Consider the following 15,775-nt stretch of genomic DNA (forward strand, 5'->3'; position numbering starts at 1 on the left):
TCATGGACAAGAGCAAACGATTCTTTTTAAAAGGGGCGGGTGCATTACTGGCAGGAATGAGTGCCTATCAGGCAACCAGAGCCAGTGAACACAGTAGCCCGGCGTCTCAGCGTAAATATGCCCTGTTGCACGACGAGAACAGATGTATCGGCTGCGACGCCTGTACCCAGGCATGTCGTGAAGTAAACCAGGTACCGGAAGGGGTCAGCAGACTGGATATCGTCCGTACCGGCCCCCACGGAGAGTACCCCAACCAGACTTACCACTTTGAGCGCCAAAGCTGCCAGCACTGTGAAAACGCACCCTGCGTTAACGTGTGCCCAACCGGCGCCGCTTACAAAGATCCACAAACAGGCATTATCAAGGTTGATGAGTGGAAATGTGTAGGCTGCCTTTACTGCATCGCCGCCTGCCCATACAAGGTGCGCTTTATTCACCCCGTGACCAGGGCTGCAGACAAGTGTGACTTCTGTGAGCAAACCCGATTGTCAAAAGGGGAACTGCCCGCCTGCGTCACCTCTTGCCCAACCCAGGCACTGGTGTTTGGGGACCTGCTGGATACCCAGTCCGGTGTTTACCAACTGGTTCGTACCCAGCCGGTATCAAGAGATAAAGAGTCACTGGGAACCTCTCCCAAACTCTTCAAGATACGTGCAGCCAAAGGGGAGGTAATCCTATGAACCCGTTCCACTTTGACGGACTGGTGTGGCACTGGCCCATTGCTATCTACCTGTTCCTGGCCGGTATGTCAGCCGGGGCTATCTTCTTCGCCATCCTGCTCAGATACTTTTGTCTGGGGCAGGATGCCTGGAAATCCAACTTTGTCAGAGCCGCCTGTTTAATCGCACCTCTGGCTATCTGGGCAGGCCTGGGCATTCTGGTGATAGACCTGACCAAACCCTTCGACTTCTGGAAAATCCTGGTGTTCTACAACCCGCTGTCAGTCATGTCTCTCGGGGTGATGGTACTCATGGTGTTCCAGGTCTTTATGTTTGCCTGGTTGGCACTGCTGTTTGCCCGTCCACTGACAAGGTTAACGGCATCCCGCATGCCCTTTATCGGCAAATTTCTGGCCTGGCTTAAACCCCATGAAGCCAGCATTACAGGTCTGACGATGATTCTGTCACTGTCTCTGGGTGCCTATACCGGCTTCCTGTTGTCGGCACTGCCGGGCTATCCGCTGCTCAATAATCCTGTGTTGCCTGTACTCTTCCTCATGTCAGGTCTCTCTTCAGGTGCCGCAGGTGCATTGCTGCTGGGAGTATTGATGAAAGGACGTCCTGACAGCAAAGAGGTGAAGTTTATTCACAAGATAGAGATCCCGCTGATCCTGATTGAACTGCTGGTGATCTTTACCTTCTTCGCCGGTCTGGTACTCAGTGGTGGTGCCAAGCTTGAAGCGGCCGGCAACGCGCTGGGTCAGGGATTCTGGGGGTGGATATTCTGGGGTGGCATCATAGGTTTGGGTCTGTCACTGCCATTGGCGATGAACCTGTTTATGACCGCCTCGGCTCAACGTCGATTCAGCTATGTGGCGTTTACCGCCAGTATGAGCCTGCTGGGCGTATTGCTGCTGCGTAACTTCATTCTTTACACAGGCCAGATGACCATGCTGTAAAACTGCACCTGTTATTCCACAGCCGCTGCCGATTTATGGATAGCGGCTTTTTTCGTTTAAATGTTTCAGCCTGTACGTTTGGTTACAGAAATAAACTATTCTTCACTCGATCTGGGAAATCACCCGGTGCAAACTGACCCTGAATACAAGAAAGAGGTTAACTATGTACCGACTGCAAATGACTCAATTGACTGGTGTGCAACGACTGCTGGCCGTATTGGTTGCCGGAGCGGCACTGTTTGTAGCCATTATCGCCCTGCCTGTCCTGCTGGCGATTGGCGCAATTGCCCTGCTGGCACTGATGATTACCGGCCGACTGGCGATTTCAAGAATGAAACGCCGCTTTGAGCAACAGGAGCATACCGCGCAGTGGGAAACCTCCCAGGACTATGTCCGTACCGGCTTTATGGACAAAGACAGCTTTAAGCCCAAGCCTCACGTAGGTCAGACCTATGAGAATGGTCAGTACTGATCCCAACCGATAAGCCAACCGAATAAACGACAAAGGCCTGAGTCATCACTCAGGCCTTTGTTTTTGCATCAAGCCAACAGCTCTCTGGCTCTTTGCAACGCTTTAATCTCTGCTTTATCTGAGGTCAGTGGCAGCACCTTATCAATTTGCTGCTGCAGCGATGTCCGCAGCGGCGCAACAATTTCTGCCTCCTGCTCATTGGCTCTGTCTTTGGCCAGTGCCAACAAGGCTGCCGCTCCTACCACATCAATTCTACCCAGTACGCCATCCGCCAGAGCCGTACTCAGCTCAAGCATGGCCGGTACACTGTGGCCGTAGCGAATCACCTGGCGCAGATAGTCCTCAGCCCTGGACAGGTCACTGCCAAAGGCACTGTCATCATTCAACATGTGACGGGCGCGCTCCAGCATGGCATCAAGATGGCCGTGTTCAGCGGCCTCGGCAAACCAGTATTCGCTGGACTCCAAATCCTGCTGACAACCCTCGCCGTTGGCCAGCATCAATGCCAGATGGTACTGGGCATTGGCGAATCCTTCCCGGGCAGCCTTACAGATCCAGTAATGGGCTTTGGACAAATCACCACGCTGATACCAGAGCACCCCAAGGTTGGACATCGCCTCGTTGTTGCCTGTCTCTGCCGCTTGCTGCAACAAAGACTCCGCCCTGGCATCATCCTGGCCATGACAATCACTACCCACCAGATAGAAGTAACCCAGCAGTGCCTGAGCCGCTTCAACACCCTGCTCTGCCGCCTCAGCTATGGACTGCTCACCGGCGCAGGGATCCGGCGCCGAAGTATAACCATGAAGCAGCGCCACACCATGTTCAAACAGGGCTTCGGGCACAGTGTCTGCGGCCAGTGAGAACCAGTGGGCGGCCTTGGCAAAACTCTTGTCTGAGAACTTCAGCGGCACCACATCAGCGCTGTCGGCCAGCGCCTGTTCCTGCTCCAGCTCCATCAGGGCACGGGATTTAAGTGACATGCCAAGCAGATACTGGGCCCTGGGGTCATCCTCCATCACAGCGCGGTAGCAAAGCTCCCTGGCAGACAGAGTCGAAGTGGCATCGAACTCATACTCAGGAGCGGGCTTGCGATGCCATTTATAGTGCAGGTGTTCCAACAGTGACAGGCAATCCCGTATCCCTTTAGCGGCCAGGGTTTGCAGCTGTTCACGGGTCAGGTGGTACTTTTCCGGGTGGGCACCACGGTTACCATGGCCCCGCAGTTTGTGCAGGGCTCTGGCTGTGGGTACGTCGATCAGGCGGGACTGATTCAGTTGCTCGATTCTGTCGTAAAGATTGGGGCTGTCGAAACTGACCTTGTCCCCGGCCAACCGCTCTGCCAGCTTATGGGCAAAGGTACGTATATGCAGCAGCGCCTGGGTCGGTACATCGCCGACATAACCTTTGGCTTCTTCATAATCCGGGGCCAGCTCCGGCACCAAACTTCGGACAAAATCAGCATCCTTCATGTCCGCTCTCCTTACTCACCGGCGTGTTGCGCGCGGGTCACCATATACAAGCGGAACAAAGCGATATTCACAAACAGGCCGACAAAGGCCAGCAGGGTATCCATAATCAACTGAGGCACCAGACCAGCCTGCGCCACTACCGCACTCAGAGTGCCACCCACCAGCGACAGTGGGATATACATCATCAGCACCAGCATGGTTTTCATGGCAATCGGGCCACTGAAGGTAAAGCTGCTCTTAATCGCGCCCAGTGGTGTCAGCTTTTCAGTCACCACCATAAAGTTCACATAAGCCAGACGGGCGAACAGGTACACACTGATAGGCAAGCCGATAATCCATAAACCACCAAAAGCGGCCCCCAGCATCACAGGCGCAATAATCGCCATACCTGAGAACACCCCCGCCAGCAGCAGAGTCGGCACAAACTGCAGGCTGCCGAACAACACCTGGTTGTTGGTAGGTTCATGACCCTGAGAGCGCCAGTCCAGAAACGCGGTCAGCGCGGCGATCAGCCAGGAGAAGATCAGCAACAGAACCATCAGGGTAACCATATGCATACTGCTGAATTCCGGATTGTTTTGATCCAGCGCCAGCATTTGCTTCCCCAGCCATAACTGCAGACCCACCTGCAGCAGCAACAGCGGGCCGGTCAAAATGGCCAGCTGACGCAGATGATTACGGAAAAAGTACAGGGCTTCACTGAAAATGGCAGACAACGACATGGCCTTCCCAAAGAGTTAATAGAAAATCAAACAATAATGGCGCTAAGAATACCCAAATCCCCCCAAGTTTGGAAAGCCGATGTCTGGCTTATAAGGTAACAAGGGGTTTTAGTTTCGCAGCGAGATTAGCATCTGTAGCCTGAAGCGCGCCTTAAGATACAACCAGAAAACTATGCAACAGATTTGTAAATCAGGCTATTATGGTGCTCATTTTGAATCGAGACAGAGGCAGTCACTATGAAATCTCCCCTGACCTGCAGTATTTTGCTGCTCAGCGCACTTACCCTTCCTGCTCATGCAGGTTGGTTTGATGACCTGTTCGGTGGCGGTGAAGAACAAAAAACGGAGCAGACTCAACCCGCAACTCAAGCGCTGGCAGATAACCCACTGGTCAGCGAAGCCATGAGCCAGCTTGGCCTGAATCAGAAGCAGGCTGAAGGTGGTCTGGGGACTTTGCTGAATGTCGCCAAATCTTCCCTCGACAGCGGCCAGTTCTCAGAGCTGACCAAGGATATTCCAGGCGCAGATCTGCTGATGGCCGCTGCACCATTGCTGGAACAGAACGAAGGCATGTCTGGCTTGCTGTCCAAGGCTGGCGATCTGGGACAATCCCTGCAGGGCGGCGCTATGGTGTATGACGCCTTTGAAAAGCTGGGCATCTCCAAAGATCTGGCCATGCCTATGGTTAACCTGCTGAAGCAATATCTGCAGCAGAATTCAGGCAACGAAGCCGTTGACCTGCTGAGTCAGGGTCTGAACAGCTTCCTGTAACTCCAGGCTGATCAAACACCTTTCAAAGGGGCGCTTATCGCCCCTTTGTTGTTTCTGCGACAACCTTCTTCCAAATTAAACTGCTTTCATCTCAGGGGGCTGACCGATATCCATATGCTGTCACCGGCATTAAGATTTGCTAGGCTTTAAGAAAGCTTTCTCTGATATAAGTGGTGGATATGATTGCCAAGCTGAAACAGTTTCTGAACGCCCATATGCACGCAGAGACACCCGAGGAAAAGCAACGAAACCTGGATCTGGCCGCCGCCAGCATGCTGCTGGAAGTTGTCTATGCCGATGAGGTGTTATCTCCCGAAGAGGAGCAATTGCTGCCCAAAGTGATGCAGGAAACCCTGGGGCTGAGCCAGGAAGACAGCCGGGATCTGTTGATGACAGCCAAGACCCGACAGAAAGAAGCCACCTCTCTCTATGAGTTCACCAATGAGGTGAATGACGCCTTCACGCTGGATCAGAAGCAAAACCTGGTACTGGCGATGTGGCAACTTGCCTATGCTGATGGTCAGCTGTGCCAGTATGAAGACCAGATTATCCGCCGCATGTCAGATCTGCTCTATCTCAAACATTCCGAGTTAATACAGCTGAGAAACCGCGCCATGGAGATGCGCTAACCCCATAAACGAACGAAGCCGGCAATTGCCGGCTTCTTTGTGTCTGTGCCTGAATCAGGCCAGCATCTTGCCCATTTCATAGCCCTGGCCACGGATCTCCTCCAGGGTACCGGCAAGCTCAGACATCTGCAGTCGTAAACCAGCATCGGCAGCCTTCTGTGACATCCAGCAGGACTTATCTGTGTCACACACCTCGTCCCAACCGGCAATTAAGGCTTCGGATGTGTGCAGCAAGCCCGCGAGTGAAGAGTAAGGACGGGAACGCTTGGGCTCGTACTGGAATCGAATCCCATCCACCAGCTGCAACGGGAACTTCCAGTTCTCTGCCAACAGCGCCCCCAACTGCGCCGAATCGTATCCCAGAACTCTCTCTTCGGCCTGGGGCTTTTCCATTCCCCGGGCAATCTCATCTTTAATTTCCAGCACCTTGTCCGGTGCTACTACGGCAATCAGCATATCGCCAATACTGTGCAAAATCGCGCAGGTAAAGGCAGCATCCGGCTCGACACTATCGACGTTCTTGGCCATGGCCTGACAATGGACCGCCACCTCGAAGGTATGCCCCCAGAACTCGCCAATATCAAAGCCCTCGATCTCCGGCATGGCACCCACCACCGCAGAGGCGATAACCAGGGTCCTGAGCTTTTGCATCCCCAAACGGATAACCGCCTCATCCAGACTCGCCACCTCCCGGCTGCGGCCGAAGTAAGCCGAGTTGGCCATCCTCAAAACACGGGCGGTAACCAGTTGGTCTTGCGACACTTTCTCGGCAATTCCCTTAATAGTGGCGGACTCATCATTAACTGCATCCAAGAGCTCACTAATCGCTTTGGGGAGACGTGGCAAGTCATCAATTCTTTCAAGCAGTGCCGCAGATCCCATAATTCTTTCTCCTTTTTATCCTCTATAAAAAATATAGACGAGGAGATAACGACCTGCTGTTTTTAAGTCAGGGAAAACAGACGGGATCGGGTCAGATCGACGCGATATTGGTCTTGCTCCGCCCCCTCAGGTGCAGCGCCAGGGCTACGCCAATAGTGATCATCACGCCATACATCATGTCCCCGGCCAGACTCCAGGCCATCAGCAAACAAAAGCCCAGCGCCAACACCACAGGCGTCAAATATCCCCGGGGTAACAGCCTCACGGCGGCGATCATCGCCGACATATAGATGATCACAAACACACCATTAACCCACACCACCAAAAATTCGAGATCGATATGCCACCAATGCACAGCCGCAGTCACCAACGCAGACAGGGACAGCAATATTGCCATCGCCAGCGCGGGGACCTGATGTCGATTCCTGCGCTTGAGCACGGCAGGCAACACGCCCTGCTCACTGAAGCTGGCAATCAGCCTTGAGGTTCCGGCACAGTAAACATTGACGGTGGCCAGGCTGCTGGCCAACCCGAGTATGCAGATAATCCACTGACCAAAGCCTCCCAGCAGACTTTGCAAAATTCCCACCATCGCCAGGGATTCGTCATTGGGGTAGGCCAGAACCAGCCAGGTACAGGCCAGATACAGCCCCCCCACCAGCACAGTGCCACCTATCATGGCCAGCTTCATATCCTCTCTGGGGGATTTAAACTCTGCCGCCAGATGGGTCATGGCTTCCAACCCCAGGAAACTCCAGAAAGCGATCGCCAGCGCTGCCATCACACCACCGCCGCCAAAGTCGGCAAGCCCGGAAGGCGTCATTTGAGTTTGTGACTCCATGGCGCCGGACACCACCAACATAAACAGCACCACGGCCACCATCGCCAACGTCAGGGCCATCTGAAACCTTGCCGATAACTGCAACCCAGGCCAGTTAAGAGCGAACAAAAGCACAATAGCAGCCAGTTGAATGTATAAAGGGGAGTTGCCCTCAAAGGCATGCAGGGCATGGATAAACTCATACCCCATCAACAGGGCGGCGGGCATTCCAAGCGGGACAACCAGCAAAAAGATCAGCCCTATGGTGCGCCCTGCTGTTGCACCAAAAGCCTGCTCCACAAAATAGGCAGGCCCACCGGCGTGGGGGTAACGTCCTGCCAGCGCCGCAAACACAATGGCAACCGGAATGATCGCCAGTGTCAGCAGCAGCCAGGCTGTCAGCGCCTGTTCCCCCGCCGCGGCAGCGGTCAACTGGGGCAGAATAAACACCCCGGTACCCAGTAATGTTGTCGCCAACAGGCTGGCCCCCTGCCAGCGTCCAATCGTTGCGCTCATCTCTCCCCCACGCGTTACAAACTGGTAACAGTATACGGAGTTAGCCAAAGGCAAACTGCCGGAATTTCCCCCACTTTGACGGAAACAAAGCTATACAGGCGCTGCTTTGTCGGACTCGGCCAACCCGAATTTTCTGACGCAGTTCAAATTTCACGCAAAAGCCTGCTGAAACCAGCAAAAAAACTGTGGTGCGATTTTGCACAACAGACCTAGTATCCAGTTGGTTGCATTGCATTTTTATCCAACAACATAAAGCACCAAACAGGTGCACTAACAACCAGGGGCCACCTTGGAGGAAACATGAAACGTAAAAAACACGCCCACGAGCATGAAGAAGCAGAAATCGACATGACACCCATGCTCGATATTGTATTTATCATGCTGATCTTCTTTATCGTGACCACCTCCTTTGTTAAACCAACAGGGATTGAATACAACACCCCGGAGAACAACACGCCTACCAACTCCAAAAAGAGTGACAATATCCTGATCACTGTGGAGAACAGTGGCCTGATTAGAATCGGCGATCGCCTGGTGGATGTGGAAAGGGTTACACCCAACGTTCAACAAAGACTGGCTGAAGCGCCCGAAGCGGCAGTTCTTATTCAGGCAGAAAAAGAGGCCCGTCATGGCCTGGTGGTTAAGGTGATGGATCAGGTTAAAACGGCTGGTGTCGAAAAGATTTCGGTAACGGAGAAAGACAAAAAATAGCGTTCTGAAAAAACGCTCAAGCTCTGATTGCATCCCTGACAGAGCTGCCGCTAGGATAGCCGGATGGATAAATTCGATCAGGCAATTATCGCCGCTCTCAAGCAGGACGCCCGCCAAAGCATGTCGGCACTGGCGCAACAGGTTAACCTCAGCCGCAGCGCAGTGACCGACAGGCTAAAAAAGCTGGAACAATCCGGGGTGATTCGCGGCTATCAGGTGCTGCTGAGTGAATCTCAGAAAACCGGTGTCGCCGCCTACTTTGAAGTTCACCATCGCAGTCGCCGCTGCAAAGATCTGGTCACCCTGTTCAATCAATTCCCCGAAATCATTACCTGTCACGGTATCAGTGGCGAAATGGACTTTCTGGTGCACCTTAAAGCTGACTCAATGCAGCGCCTGCACGAGATCCGCGAACAGATTGATGCCCATGACGATGTCACCCGGATCCGCACTCATATCGTCATGAGTGAATGGATAAATGGTCGATGTGGCTGATATGAGCCCACTTAGCCAACTCATCCAGCCACCAACAAAGCCAACCGGGCTTGCTGAACGCTGGCAACACACAGAACTCAAGCTGACCACAGCCTTGCCTGCGGACTTTCGGCAGCTGATACAAACCTATGGTTCCGGCACGCTGGGAGACTTTCTGTGGATATGGAATCCGTTTACGCCAGAGTTTATTGAAGAGCAGCAAAGATTCCTGCAGGCAGAGGCATCGCTTCGACAAGCTTTGCCAGCGCAAGCTGCTTATTCACTGTTTCCGAACTCACCCGGCTTTCTCCCCTGCGCCAGTGATGACAACGGCAACTACTATGGCTGGCTCACAGAGGGTCAACCGGACACCTGGCCAACTATGACCTGTGAAGTGCGAGGTTCAGGCTTTCAGCTGCACAGACTCAGCTTCAGTGATTACCTTGTAGCCCTGTTCAAAGGTGATATTCCTGCCCTGGCCAGCGACTGGCCGAAGGCAGAACACAGAGTGTTCGAGCCCGGTTGATACTTTAAGACCAGCCACAGTTCCCACCTGCCTTTGCTTAAAATTTGACCTGAATCAACAAAGCCTTAAATAGACCTCAAAACGACCTGACTAACACCCTATCCCTGTGCCTAACATGGTGTTGGGTATTCTGCAGTTGCTCATTTGGTATCTAATCTAAAACCAAGACCATTGGAGAAAACCATGGCACGCAAAAAGTACGCTTCAGAAACCGAAGAAGCCAAAGTCGATATGACACCACTGCTGGATATCGTCTTTATCATGCTGATCTTCTTTATTGTCACCACCTCTTTCGTCAAACCCATGGGTGTTGAATACAGCGTCCCCGAGTCAAATACCCCAAACAACTCTCAAAAGAGTGACAATATCCTGATCTCCATAGAGAAAAGTGGGCTTATAAAAATTGGCGACCGTCTGGTGGACATTGAGCGGGTCACCGCCAACATCCAACAAATACGGGCAGAAGCACCGGAGGCATCAGTGCTGATACTGGCAGAGACTGAAGCCCGCCACGGTTTGGTGGTGAAGGTAATGGACTATGTGAAGATAGCAGGCGTTCAAAAAGTCTCAGTGGCTGAGAAGAAAAAGGGCTGAAGCCATACTCACAGGATCTCACAGCATACTCTGCTGTGAGGTTCCTCCCTGGACGCGCAAATGGCGTGCCCAGCTGACCTTAAAGTGTCTTATCCCGGCTTTGCCTCAGATAATTAAACACTGTCGTGCGGGCCAGCCCCAGCACTCCCGCAACATATCGAGTCATATTCTTGCCCTTGAACGCCCCGGTTTCATCAAGGCTGATCACCAGCTCCCGTTTCTGATCCCGGGTAAGGTTGTGCAGGGCGAGCTGACGCTCTGCCAGCCAGTTACTGATAAACTGATTGACCCGTTCCTGCCAATCATCCCTGAACAGCTTTTCAGGCTGGGCGTCATGGGTATGTTGCTTCAAAAACAGATCCAGAATATCCCGCGCATGTTGAAAACTCGACAAGTCAACATTGATGCACAACAAGGCCCGTGCAGAACCCGAATCGTCCCTCAACACCACACTGATAGAGCGGATTGATTTGCCGTCCGGGCTGACCTTTTCATAGGGGCCGAGCACAGTCTCGTCGGAACCAAAGCTGATACCGTCCAGCCCGGAGTCCACACCCGGCCTGCGGTGAGAAGCATTGCCTGCGATATAGAGAACCTGATTTTCATTCAAATCGTGTAATACCACCTCGGCATACCCGGGCATCAGCAAACTGACTGCATCGGCAATCCCCTGATAACGCTGTAACAGTGTGAAATGATCCATCTTTACCCTTTTACAGAGAGCCTTTCCAAAGCTCTACCCTAAATCCTGTCGCTTCAAATATTCCCGATAAACCAGAGACGCGACAATAATGTCCTGCACCGCGACACCGGTGAAGTCTGCAATGCTAATCCCATCATCGCCACATTCTCCACTGGCCAGGAACTCACCGAACTCCCTGACTTCCTCCGCCTGAGCCTTTGCCAGGTATTGAAACTCTCCATGCTCCAGCGACTGACTCATGCTGTCGGCAAGCAACAGCTTTGCTGACTGTACAACAGTTTCACTTAACTCACGCTTTCCCGGTGAGTCGGCTCCCACAGCATTAATATGCACATTGGGCTTTAACCAATCCAGCGCCACTATCGGTTCCTCACTGGGGGTCGCTGTCACGATCAGATCTGACTGTCGGCACAAAGCCTCAGCGGAGCAATGCCTGACGACCTGAATACCCTCAGCCGCCAGCTTGCTCGCCAGAGTTTCAACCCGGTCGGGACTGCGGGAATATATCTGCACCTGCGTTAAGCCGAGCGCACGACAATGATACAGCGCCTGATAATAGCCCTGAGTCCCGGCACCAATAACCCCAAGCACTTTGGCATCAGGCGCGACCTCCTTCGCCAACATGGCAGCGGCTGCCGCGGTTCTCAGTTCGGTCAGCAAGCCTCTGTCTTCCAGCAATGCCACCATTTGTCCGGTGGCGGCATCCATGATCATTATGCAGCCATAGCTGGATGGTAACCCACGCAAATGGTTGTCATAACAGCCGGAAGCCAGCTTGATAACAACCCACTCCCCAAGTTCCGCCCGGCCAAACTTAAGGTGCAGCTCCCCGGCGGGCAGTTTAAGGTAGCCAACTGGAGCTATGTCATAAAAGCCAAGGGAGAAGTCGATAAACCCTTGTTTGAGCGCTGCCATTAACGCCTGTGGTGCCGGTGTAGAAGCGGTTATGTCTGAGTAAGGTACAAGCCTCATTGTTTGCTGACCTCCTCAGCGGCAGCAAATGTCTCGTCGGTTATATTGCCGCCACACAACAACACCACCACGTTTTTACCCTTGAGCCTGGGCGCATCTTTAATCACGGCAGCCAACGACGCGGCCGCAGAGCCTTCGACATGCATGCCATGTTGCCGCCACACACTCATCATGGCCCTGGCAATTTCAATTTCCGATACGGTTTGACACTCATCGATAAGATTCTGGCACAGAGGCAAAGTGATGCTGTCACTGTCCAGTCCCCCGGCAGTGCCATCAGACAGTGTTGGCTGCTCATCAACCTCAATCACCTTTCCGGCTTTCATGCAGGTCAGCATCACAGGCGAGTTCTCCGCCCAAACCCCTGTCATCTCAACCTCTGGCTTAAGGTGTTTGATATTGGCAGCAATACCAGAGATCAAACCGCCGCCGCCGACACTGACGTAGATGCAATCCACCCCAGGTAATTGCTCTGCAATCTCGCAGCCCAGGGTGCCCTGGCCGCTAATCACATCAAGATCATTGTAAGGACTGATATAGACCATAGAGCCACTGTCAGACACAGATCGCGCCGTTTGCTCTGCCACTTCTGTTCCGCCTGCAACCCGGATAAGCCTGGCTCCCCTGGCCTCAATTTTCTCAGCCTTCACCTCACTGACACTGTCAGGTACATAGATGGTGACCGGCACCCCCATGGCCTTGGCGGCAGCGGCCGTCCCAATACCATGATTCCCCGAACTGGCCGTCACCACTTCAGCGTCTGGATCCCGCGCCACCAGCCTGGTGATAGCACTGGTCGCCCCGCGGATTTTAAAGCTCCCTGTGTTTTGCAGGTTCTCGCACTTGAAGTACAGGTTGCAGCCCAGCTGCTCAGATAAGAGTTTGCTATGCAGCAAAGGCGTTTGTACTACTCCGGACTCAAGGTAAAAGCCCTCGCTAATCAAGCTTTGAGTTCTGCTCACTATCTCTGTTATGTCATCAGTCAACACCATGCACCTCAACTTGAACTTAAATGTCAAAATGAACTTAAAAGTACAAATCAAACTATAGTGTATTTTTCAAACAATCCAGAGGATGGATCCGGACACATCTGAGCAATGCCGCATTAGCTAATGAAATAAAAAGAAAAGTTGTGGTGGATAGATTTTTTCGATTGATAGCCTGATGGCCTTTGTGTGGGTGGCAGCCCGGAAAGCTGCCAGCGGGGTATCAAATAACTTGAGTGACGATAAGTATCAGCAGCATTCAGCCTGCTTAAGGCGCTGCAGAATACTGCAGTCCTCAATTTTGTGGTGCTCGCAGGAGATCAATGCCGTAAGTGACGCCTCCAGTTTGGCCAGCTCCCTTTGGGTTTGCTGAATCTTTGCCAGCTGCTCAGCGATAATATCATCCACCACAGAGCAGCAACCCTGTGGCTGCTTTTGCACTTCCACCAGCTTGCGAATATCACTCAGGGCAATATTCAACGAGCGACATCTGCGGATAAAAATCAACGTATCCACATCCTGCTGAACATAGTAGCGATAACCATTGGCACTTCTTTTGGCCTCAGGCAACAAACCTTCCTGCTCGTAATAGCGAATCGTTTTTGTAGGGACCTGGGTAACTGCTGCCAGTTCGCTAATTTTCATCTTGACCTTCCAGTGGCTGTAAGCTTTAGCCTGCATCCTATCATTTACCCATTATTCAACACTATAGGTCACATCAAGATGGCTAAATTCTCTCCCGCAACCCTGCTGTTACTGTCTTTGGGCAGTGTTTCAGTTGCCGCCGACGCACTCGCCCATGACCACTCAAACAAGGCGCATGCAAGCTCAGAGCACCAGGCCCACACAGATAAAGATAAACATGGTCATGACGATGAGCACGGCCACAAGGATGAACATGGCCATGGCGATGAGCACGGCCATCAGGATGAACATGGACACGGCGACGAGCATGGGCATGACCATGACATGGAGCGCATTGTGGTGCACTCCACCCGCTTTGGCCGGATTGTTGATGACCAACCCATGAGGGTTGAAGCCATTGTGCGTGAGGAGATCGAAGAGAAGGCCGCCATGCGTCCCGGCAACATCTCCATGCTGCTGGCTGAAACCGGTGGCGTAAGAGTACAAACCACATCACCTGCTCTGGGCAGCGCCAATGTGCGCCTGCAGGGCTTATATGGTCGCTATACCCAGCTGCTGGCCGACGGTCTGCCGCTTTATGGTAACCAGGCTTCATCCCTTGGGCTGTTGCAGATCCCGCCAACCGATCTTGGCCAGGTGGAAGTGATTAAGGGTTCCGCCTCATCGCTCTATGGCGGTTCAGCACTGGGCGGCGTCATTAACCTGATCTCCCGTAAACCCGGAGATGAAGCTGCTGGTGAAGTGCTGCTCAACGCCACCACAGAGAACGGCCAGGATATTACGGCCTACGCTGAAACCCCGATTACTGACAACCTCAAAGGATCTGTCACTGCCGGTGCACACTATCAGAGCATGGAAGATCTGGACGCCGATGGCTGGGCCGATCTGCCTGAATATGAGCGCTATACACTGCGCCCGAGAATGTTCTACGAAGGTGATGCAGGCGACACCCTGTATGTGACCGCAGGCTTTATGACCGAGAACCGTCAGGGCGGTACACTGGAAGGCAATACCGTTGCTGACGGCAACCCCTTCGTACAAATTCAGGATTCAGAGCGGGTCGATGGCGGTCTGGTTTACACCCGCCCGATTGGAGAAACCCTGACTTTCAATACCCGCGCCTCTGCCATGGTGCAGGACCACTTCCACGCCTATGGCGTCGATCAGGACAACGACAAACACAGCAACTACCTGCTGGAAACCAGCCTGTCAGGTTACCTGGATAACCTGGACTGGGTGCTGGGTGCGGCCTACCAGTCAGAGCACTACGAGTCAGACAACTATTCAAGCTTTGACTACACCTATGAGGTGCCCGGTGCGTTTGCCGTCGTCGACTACCATGTCACTGATGACCTGATTGCCTCGGTCAGCAGCCGCTTTGACGATCACAGCGAATATGGCACACAGGTCAGCCCAAGACTGTCCATGCTCTATCGCGCCGATGAGTTCACGGTTCGTGGCTCCTGGGGTCAGGGCTACTATGCACCAACGCCATTTGTAGAAGAGATTGAAGCTGCCGGTCTGTCCCGACTGGAACCTCTGGGTGACCTGAAGGAAGAAACCGCAGAAACCGCGTCGCTGGACTTCACCTACCGTCTGGGTGATCTGGAAACCAACCTGACTCTGTTTGGCTCAGATATCCACAATGCCACCCAGCTGGAAGCATTCTCCTCCACCGACAATGGCCCACTGGATCGTGTACGTCTGGTTAATGCCCAGGGCGAAAGTCAGATCCGTGGCTCTGAAGTGCTGCTCAGATACTATCTTGGTGATGTGAAGCTGACCGCCAGCTACCTGTATCTGGATGCCACCGAGCAGGTGGACAGCACAGGTCAGCGTCAGCAAATGGCCCTCACCCCAGAGCATTCCGCCGGCTTTGTCGCCATGTGGGAACAGCACGGTAACTTCCGCGCCGGTTTTGAAGCTTATTACACAGGAACTCAACGCCTGAATGACAACCCATACATGGACAAATCCGAGCCATACTGGCACCTGGGTTTGATGGGTGAAATCACCACAGGCCGTTTCAGCTGGTTTATCAATCTGGAGAACCTGCTGAATATCAAACAAAGCGACACCCACCCGTTGCTGCTGCCTGAGAGAGCCCCTTCCGGTCAGTGGACTACGGATATGTGGTCCCGCAACGATGGCTTTATTGCCAACGCCGGAGTAAGAATCAAGTTCTAAGACCGAACCTGTATTTCAACCAGAAAAATGCCCCGCCAGTCGGGGCATTTTTATAGGCTTATCGCCGTTTATCGC

18 protein-coding genes are annotated in these 15,775 nt (G+C 53.1%); 10 read left to right on the top strand and 8 right to left on the bottom strand.

Annotated elements, in window-relative coordinates:
- The first annotated feature begins 2 nt into the window (after nt 1-2).
- The 3 genes from ACFOE0_RS12100 to ACFOE0_RS12110 all read left to right on the top strand — a co-directional run bounded on the left by ACFOE0_RS12100 (nt 3) and on the right by ACFOE0_RS12110 (nt 2,090).
- The gene (locus ACFOE0_RS12100; protein ID WP_283106503.1) at nt 3-680 is read left to right on the top strand and encodes a 4Fe-4S dicluster domain-containing protein; all 678 of its coding nucleotides are present in this window, start codon (nt 3-5) and stop codon (nt 678-680) included.
- On the top strand, nt 677-1,618 hold the full coding sequence (nrfD, locus tag ACFOE0_RS12105) for a cytochrome c nitrite reductase subunit NrfD (RefSeq protein ID WP_115136399.1): 942 nt from the start codon (nt 677-679) through the stop codon (nt 1,616-1,618). Before ACFOE0_RS12100 ends, nrfD begins: the two co-directional genes overlap by 4 nt.
- 163 nt (nt 1,619-1,781) lie before the next feature.
- Nucleotides 1,782-2,090: a hypothetical protein gene (locus tag ACFOE0_RS12110; RefSeq protein ID WP_248936966.1), complete on the top strand. Its 309-nt coding sequence runs from the start codon at nt 1,782-1,784 to the stop codon at nt 2,088-2,090.
- 68 nt (nt 2,091-2,158) lie between these two features.
- Here ACFOE0_RS12110 and ACFOE0_RS12115 read toward each other — a convergent pair whose 3' ends face one another.
- Together ACFOE0_RS12115 and ACFOE0_RS12120 are read right to left on the bottom strand one after the other, a co-directional pair.
- On the bottom strand, nt 2,159-3,562 hold the full coding sequence (locus ACFOE0_RS12115; protein WP_248936965.1) for a DUF4145 domain-containing protein: 1,404 nt from the start codon (nt 3,560-3,562) through the stop codon (nt 2,159-2,161).
- A gap of 11 nt (nt 3,563-3,573) precedes the next feature.
- Nucleotides 3,574-4,284 carry a hypothetical protein gene (locus tag ACFOE0_RS12120; protein ID WP_248936964.1) on the bottom strand — a complete coding sequence of 237 codons (711 nt, stop codon included), beginning with the start codon at nt 4,282-4,284 and terminating at the stop codon, nt 3,574-3,576.
- Between the two features lie 237 nt (nt 4,285-4,521).
- On the opposite strand from ACFOE0_RS12120, the gene ACFOE0_RS12125 reads away from it, so the two are divergent.
- Nucleotides 4,522-5,055 (top strand): DUF2780 domain-containing protein, encoded by a 534-nt coding sequence (locus ACFOE0_RS12125; protein WP_248936963.1) that lies wholly within the window; start codon nt 4,522-4,524, stop codon nt 5,053-5,055.
- A gap of 179 nt (nt 5,056-5,234) precedes the next feature.
- Nucleotides 5,235-5,684, top strand: coding sequence for a tellurite resistance TerB family protein (locus tag ACFOE0_RS12130; RefSeq protein ID WP_248936962.1), 450 nt, complete (start codon nt 5,235-5,237; stop codon nt 5,682-5,684).
- Nucleotides 5,685-5,738: 54 nt separating this feature from the next.
- On the opposite strand, the gene ACFOE0_RS12135 is transcribed toward ACFOE0_RS12130, so the two are convergent.
- Both ACFOE0_RS12135 and yjeH read right to left on the bottom strand, forming a co-directional pair.
- On the bottom strand, nt 5,739-6,566 hold the full coding sequence (locus tag ACFOE0_RS12135) for an HDOD domain-containing protein (protein WP_248936961.1): 828 nt from the start codon (nt 6,564-6,566) through the stop codon (nt 5,739-5,741).
- Between the two features lie 91 nt (nt 6,567-6,657).
- Entirely contained in the window at nt 6,658-7,902 is a 1,245-nt protein-coding gene (gene yjeH / locus ACFOE0_RS12140) for an L-methionine/branched-chain amino acid transporter (protein ID WP_248936960.1), read from the bottom strand.
- A gap of 300 nt (nt 7,903-8,202) precedes the next feature.
- On the opposite strand from yjeH, the gene ACFOE0_RS12145 reads away from it, so the two are divergent.
- From ACFOE0_RS12145 to ACFOE0_RS12160, 4 genes are all read left to right on the top strand, one after another.
- Nucleotides 8,203-8,613, top strand: coding sequence for an ExbD/TolR family protein (locus ACFOE0_RS12145; protein ID WP_115136407.1), 411 nt, complete (start codon nt 8,203-8,205; stop codon nt 8,611-8,613).
- A 63-nt stretch (nt 8,614-8,676) separates the two neighbouring features.
- Nucleotides 8,677-9,108, top strand: a complete 432-nt coding sequence (locus ACFOE0_RS12150) for an Lrp/AsnC family transcriptional regulator (RefSeq protein WP_115136408.1) — start codon at nt 8,677-8,679, stop codon at nt 9,106-9,108.
- 1 nt (nt 9,109) lies between these two features.
- Complete coding sequence (locus ACFOE0_RS12155; protein ID WP_248936959.1) at nt 9,110-9,613, top strand: SMI1/KNR4 family protein; 504 nt, start codon at nt 9,110-9,112, stop codon at nt 9,611-9,613.
- Nucleotides 9,614-9,796: 183 nt separating this feature from the next.
- Nucleotides 9,797-10,207: an ExbD/TolR family protein gene (locus tag ACFOE0_RS12160; RefSeq protein ID WP_248936958.1), complete on the top strand. Its 411-nt coding sequence runs from the start codon at nt 9,797-9,799 to the stop codon at nt 10,205-10,207.
- A gap of 79 nt (nt 10,208-10,286) precedes the next feature.
- On the opposite strand, the gene ACFOE0_RS12165 is transcribed toward ACFOE0_RS12160, so the two are convergent.
- The 4 genes from ACFOE0_RS12165 to ACFOE0_RS12180 form a co-directional block, all read right to left on the bottom strand.
- Nucleotides 10,287-10,910: a helix-turn-helix transcriptional regulator gene (locus ACFOE0_RS12165; RefSeq protein WP_248936957.1), complete on the bottom strand. Its 624-nt coding sequence runs from the start codon at nt 10,908-10,910 to the stop codon at nt 10,287-10,289.
- A 33-nt stretch (nt 10,911-10,943) separates the two neighbouring features.
- Nucleotides 10,944-11,882 (bottom strand): ornithine cyclodeaminase family protein, encoded by a 939-nt coding sequence (locus tag ACFOE0_RS12170; RefSeq protein WP_248936956.1) that lies wholly within the window; start codon nt 11,880-11,882, stop codon nt 10,944-10,946.
- The gene (locus ACFOE0_RS12175) at nt 11,879-12,844 is read right to left on the bottom strand and encodes a threonine/serine dehydratase (RefSeq protein WP_248936955.1); all 966 of its coding nucleotides are present in this window, start codon (nt 12,842-12,844) and stop codon (nt 11,879-11,881) included. Before ACFOE0_RS12175 ends, ACFOE0_RS12170 begins: the two co-directional genes overlap by 4 nt.
- A gap of 273 nt (nt 12,845-13,117) precedes the next feature.
- Entirely contained in the window at nt 13,118-13,513 is a 396-nt protein-coding gene (locus ACFOE0_RS12180; protein WP_248936954.1) for a MerR family transcriptional regulator, read from the bottom strand.
- Nucleotides 13,514-13,591: 78 nt separating this feature from the next.
- On the opposite strand from ACFOE0_RS12180, the gene ACFOE0_RS12185 reads away from it, so the two are divergent.
- A complete protein-coding gene (locus ACFOE0_RS12185; protein ID WP_248936953.1) occupies nt 13,592-15,700 on the top strand; it encodes a TonB-dependent receptor plug domain-containing protein in 2,109 nt (702 codons plus the stop codon).
- The last annotated feature ends 75 nt before the right edge of the window (nt 15,701-15,775 follow it).

Origin of the sequence: Shewanella submarina (assembly GCF_042646185.1) — a bacterium.
Taxonomy (GTDB): Bacteria; Pseudomonadota; Gammaproteobacteria; order Enterobacterales; family Shewanellaceae; genus Shewanella; species Shewanella corallii.

Excerpts from the sequence above, each read along its gene's own strand:
- ACFOE0_RS12100 (WP_283106503.1), top strand. The coding sequence starts at position 3 with ATGGACAAGAGCAAACGATTCTTTTTAAAAGGGGCGGGTGCATTACTG.
- nrfD (WP_115136399.1), top strand. The coding sequence starts at position 677 with ATGAACCCGTTCCACTTTGACGGACTGGTGTGGCACTGGCCCATTGCT.
- ACFOE0_RS12110 (WP_248936966.1), top strand. The coding sequence starts at position 1,782 with ATGTACCGACTGCAAATGACTCAATTGACTGGTGTGCAACGACTGCTG.
- ACFOE0_RS12115 (WP_248936965.1), bottom strand. The coding sequence starts at position 3,562 with ATGAAGGATGCTGATTTTGTCCGAAGTTTGGTGCCGGAGCTGGCCCCG.
- ACFOE0_RS12120 (WP_248936964.1), bottom strand. The coding sequence starts at position 4,284 with ATGTCGTTGTCTGCCATTTTCAGTGAAGCCCTGTACTTTTTCCGTAAT.
- ACFOE0_RS12125 (WP_248936963.1), top strand. The coding sequence starts at position 4,522 with ATGAAATCTCCCCTGACCTGCAGTATTTTGCTGCTCAGCGCACTTACC.
- ACFOE0_RS12130 (WP_248936962.1), top strand. The coding sequence starts at position 5,235 with ATGATTGCCAAGCTGAAACAGTTTCTGAACGCCCATATGCACGCAGAG.
- ACFOE0_RS12135 (WP_248936961.1), bottom strand. The coding sequence starts at position 6,566 with ATGGGATCTGCGGCACTGCTTGAAAGAATTGATGACTTGCCACGTCTC.
- yjeH (WP_248936960.1), bottom strand. The coding sequence starts at position 7,902 with ATGAGCGCAACGATTGGACGCTGGCAGGGGGCCAGCCTGTTGGCGACA.
- ACFOE0_RS12145 (WP_115136407.1), top strand. The coding sequence starts at position 8,203 with ATGAAACGTAAAAAACACGCCCACGAGCATGAAGAAGCAGAAATCGAC.
- ACFOE0_RS12150 (WP_115136408.1), top strand. The coding sequence starts at position 8,677 with ATGGATAAATTCGATCAGGCAATTATCGCCGCTCTCAAGCAGGACGCC.
- ACFOE0_RS12155 (WP_248936959.1), top strand. The coding sequence starts at position 9,110 with ATGAGCCCACTTAGCCAACTCATCCAGCCACCAACAAAGCCAACCGGG.
- ACFOE0_RS12160 (WP_248936958.1), top strand. The coding sequence starts at position 9,797 with ATGGCACGCAAAAAGTACGCTTCAGAAACCGAAGAAGCCAAAGTCGAT.
- ACFOE0_RS12165 (WP_248936957.1), bottom strand. The coding sequence starts at position 10,910 with ATGGATCATTTCACACTGTTACAGCGTTATCAGGGGATTGCCGATGCA.
- ACFOE0_RS12170 (WP_248936956.1), bottom strand. The coding sequence starts at position 11,882 with ATGAGGCTTGTACCTTACTCAGACATAACCGCTTCTACACCGGCACCA.
- ACFOE0_RS12180 (WP_248936954.1), bottom strand. The coding sequence starts at position 13,513 with ATGAAAATTAGCGAACTGGCAGCAGTTACCCAGGTCCCTACAAAAACG.
- ACFOE0_RS12185 (WP_248936953.1), top strand. The coding sequence starts at position 13,592 with ATGGCTAAATTCTCTCCCGCAACCCTGCTGTTACTGTCTTTGGGCAGT.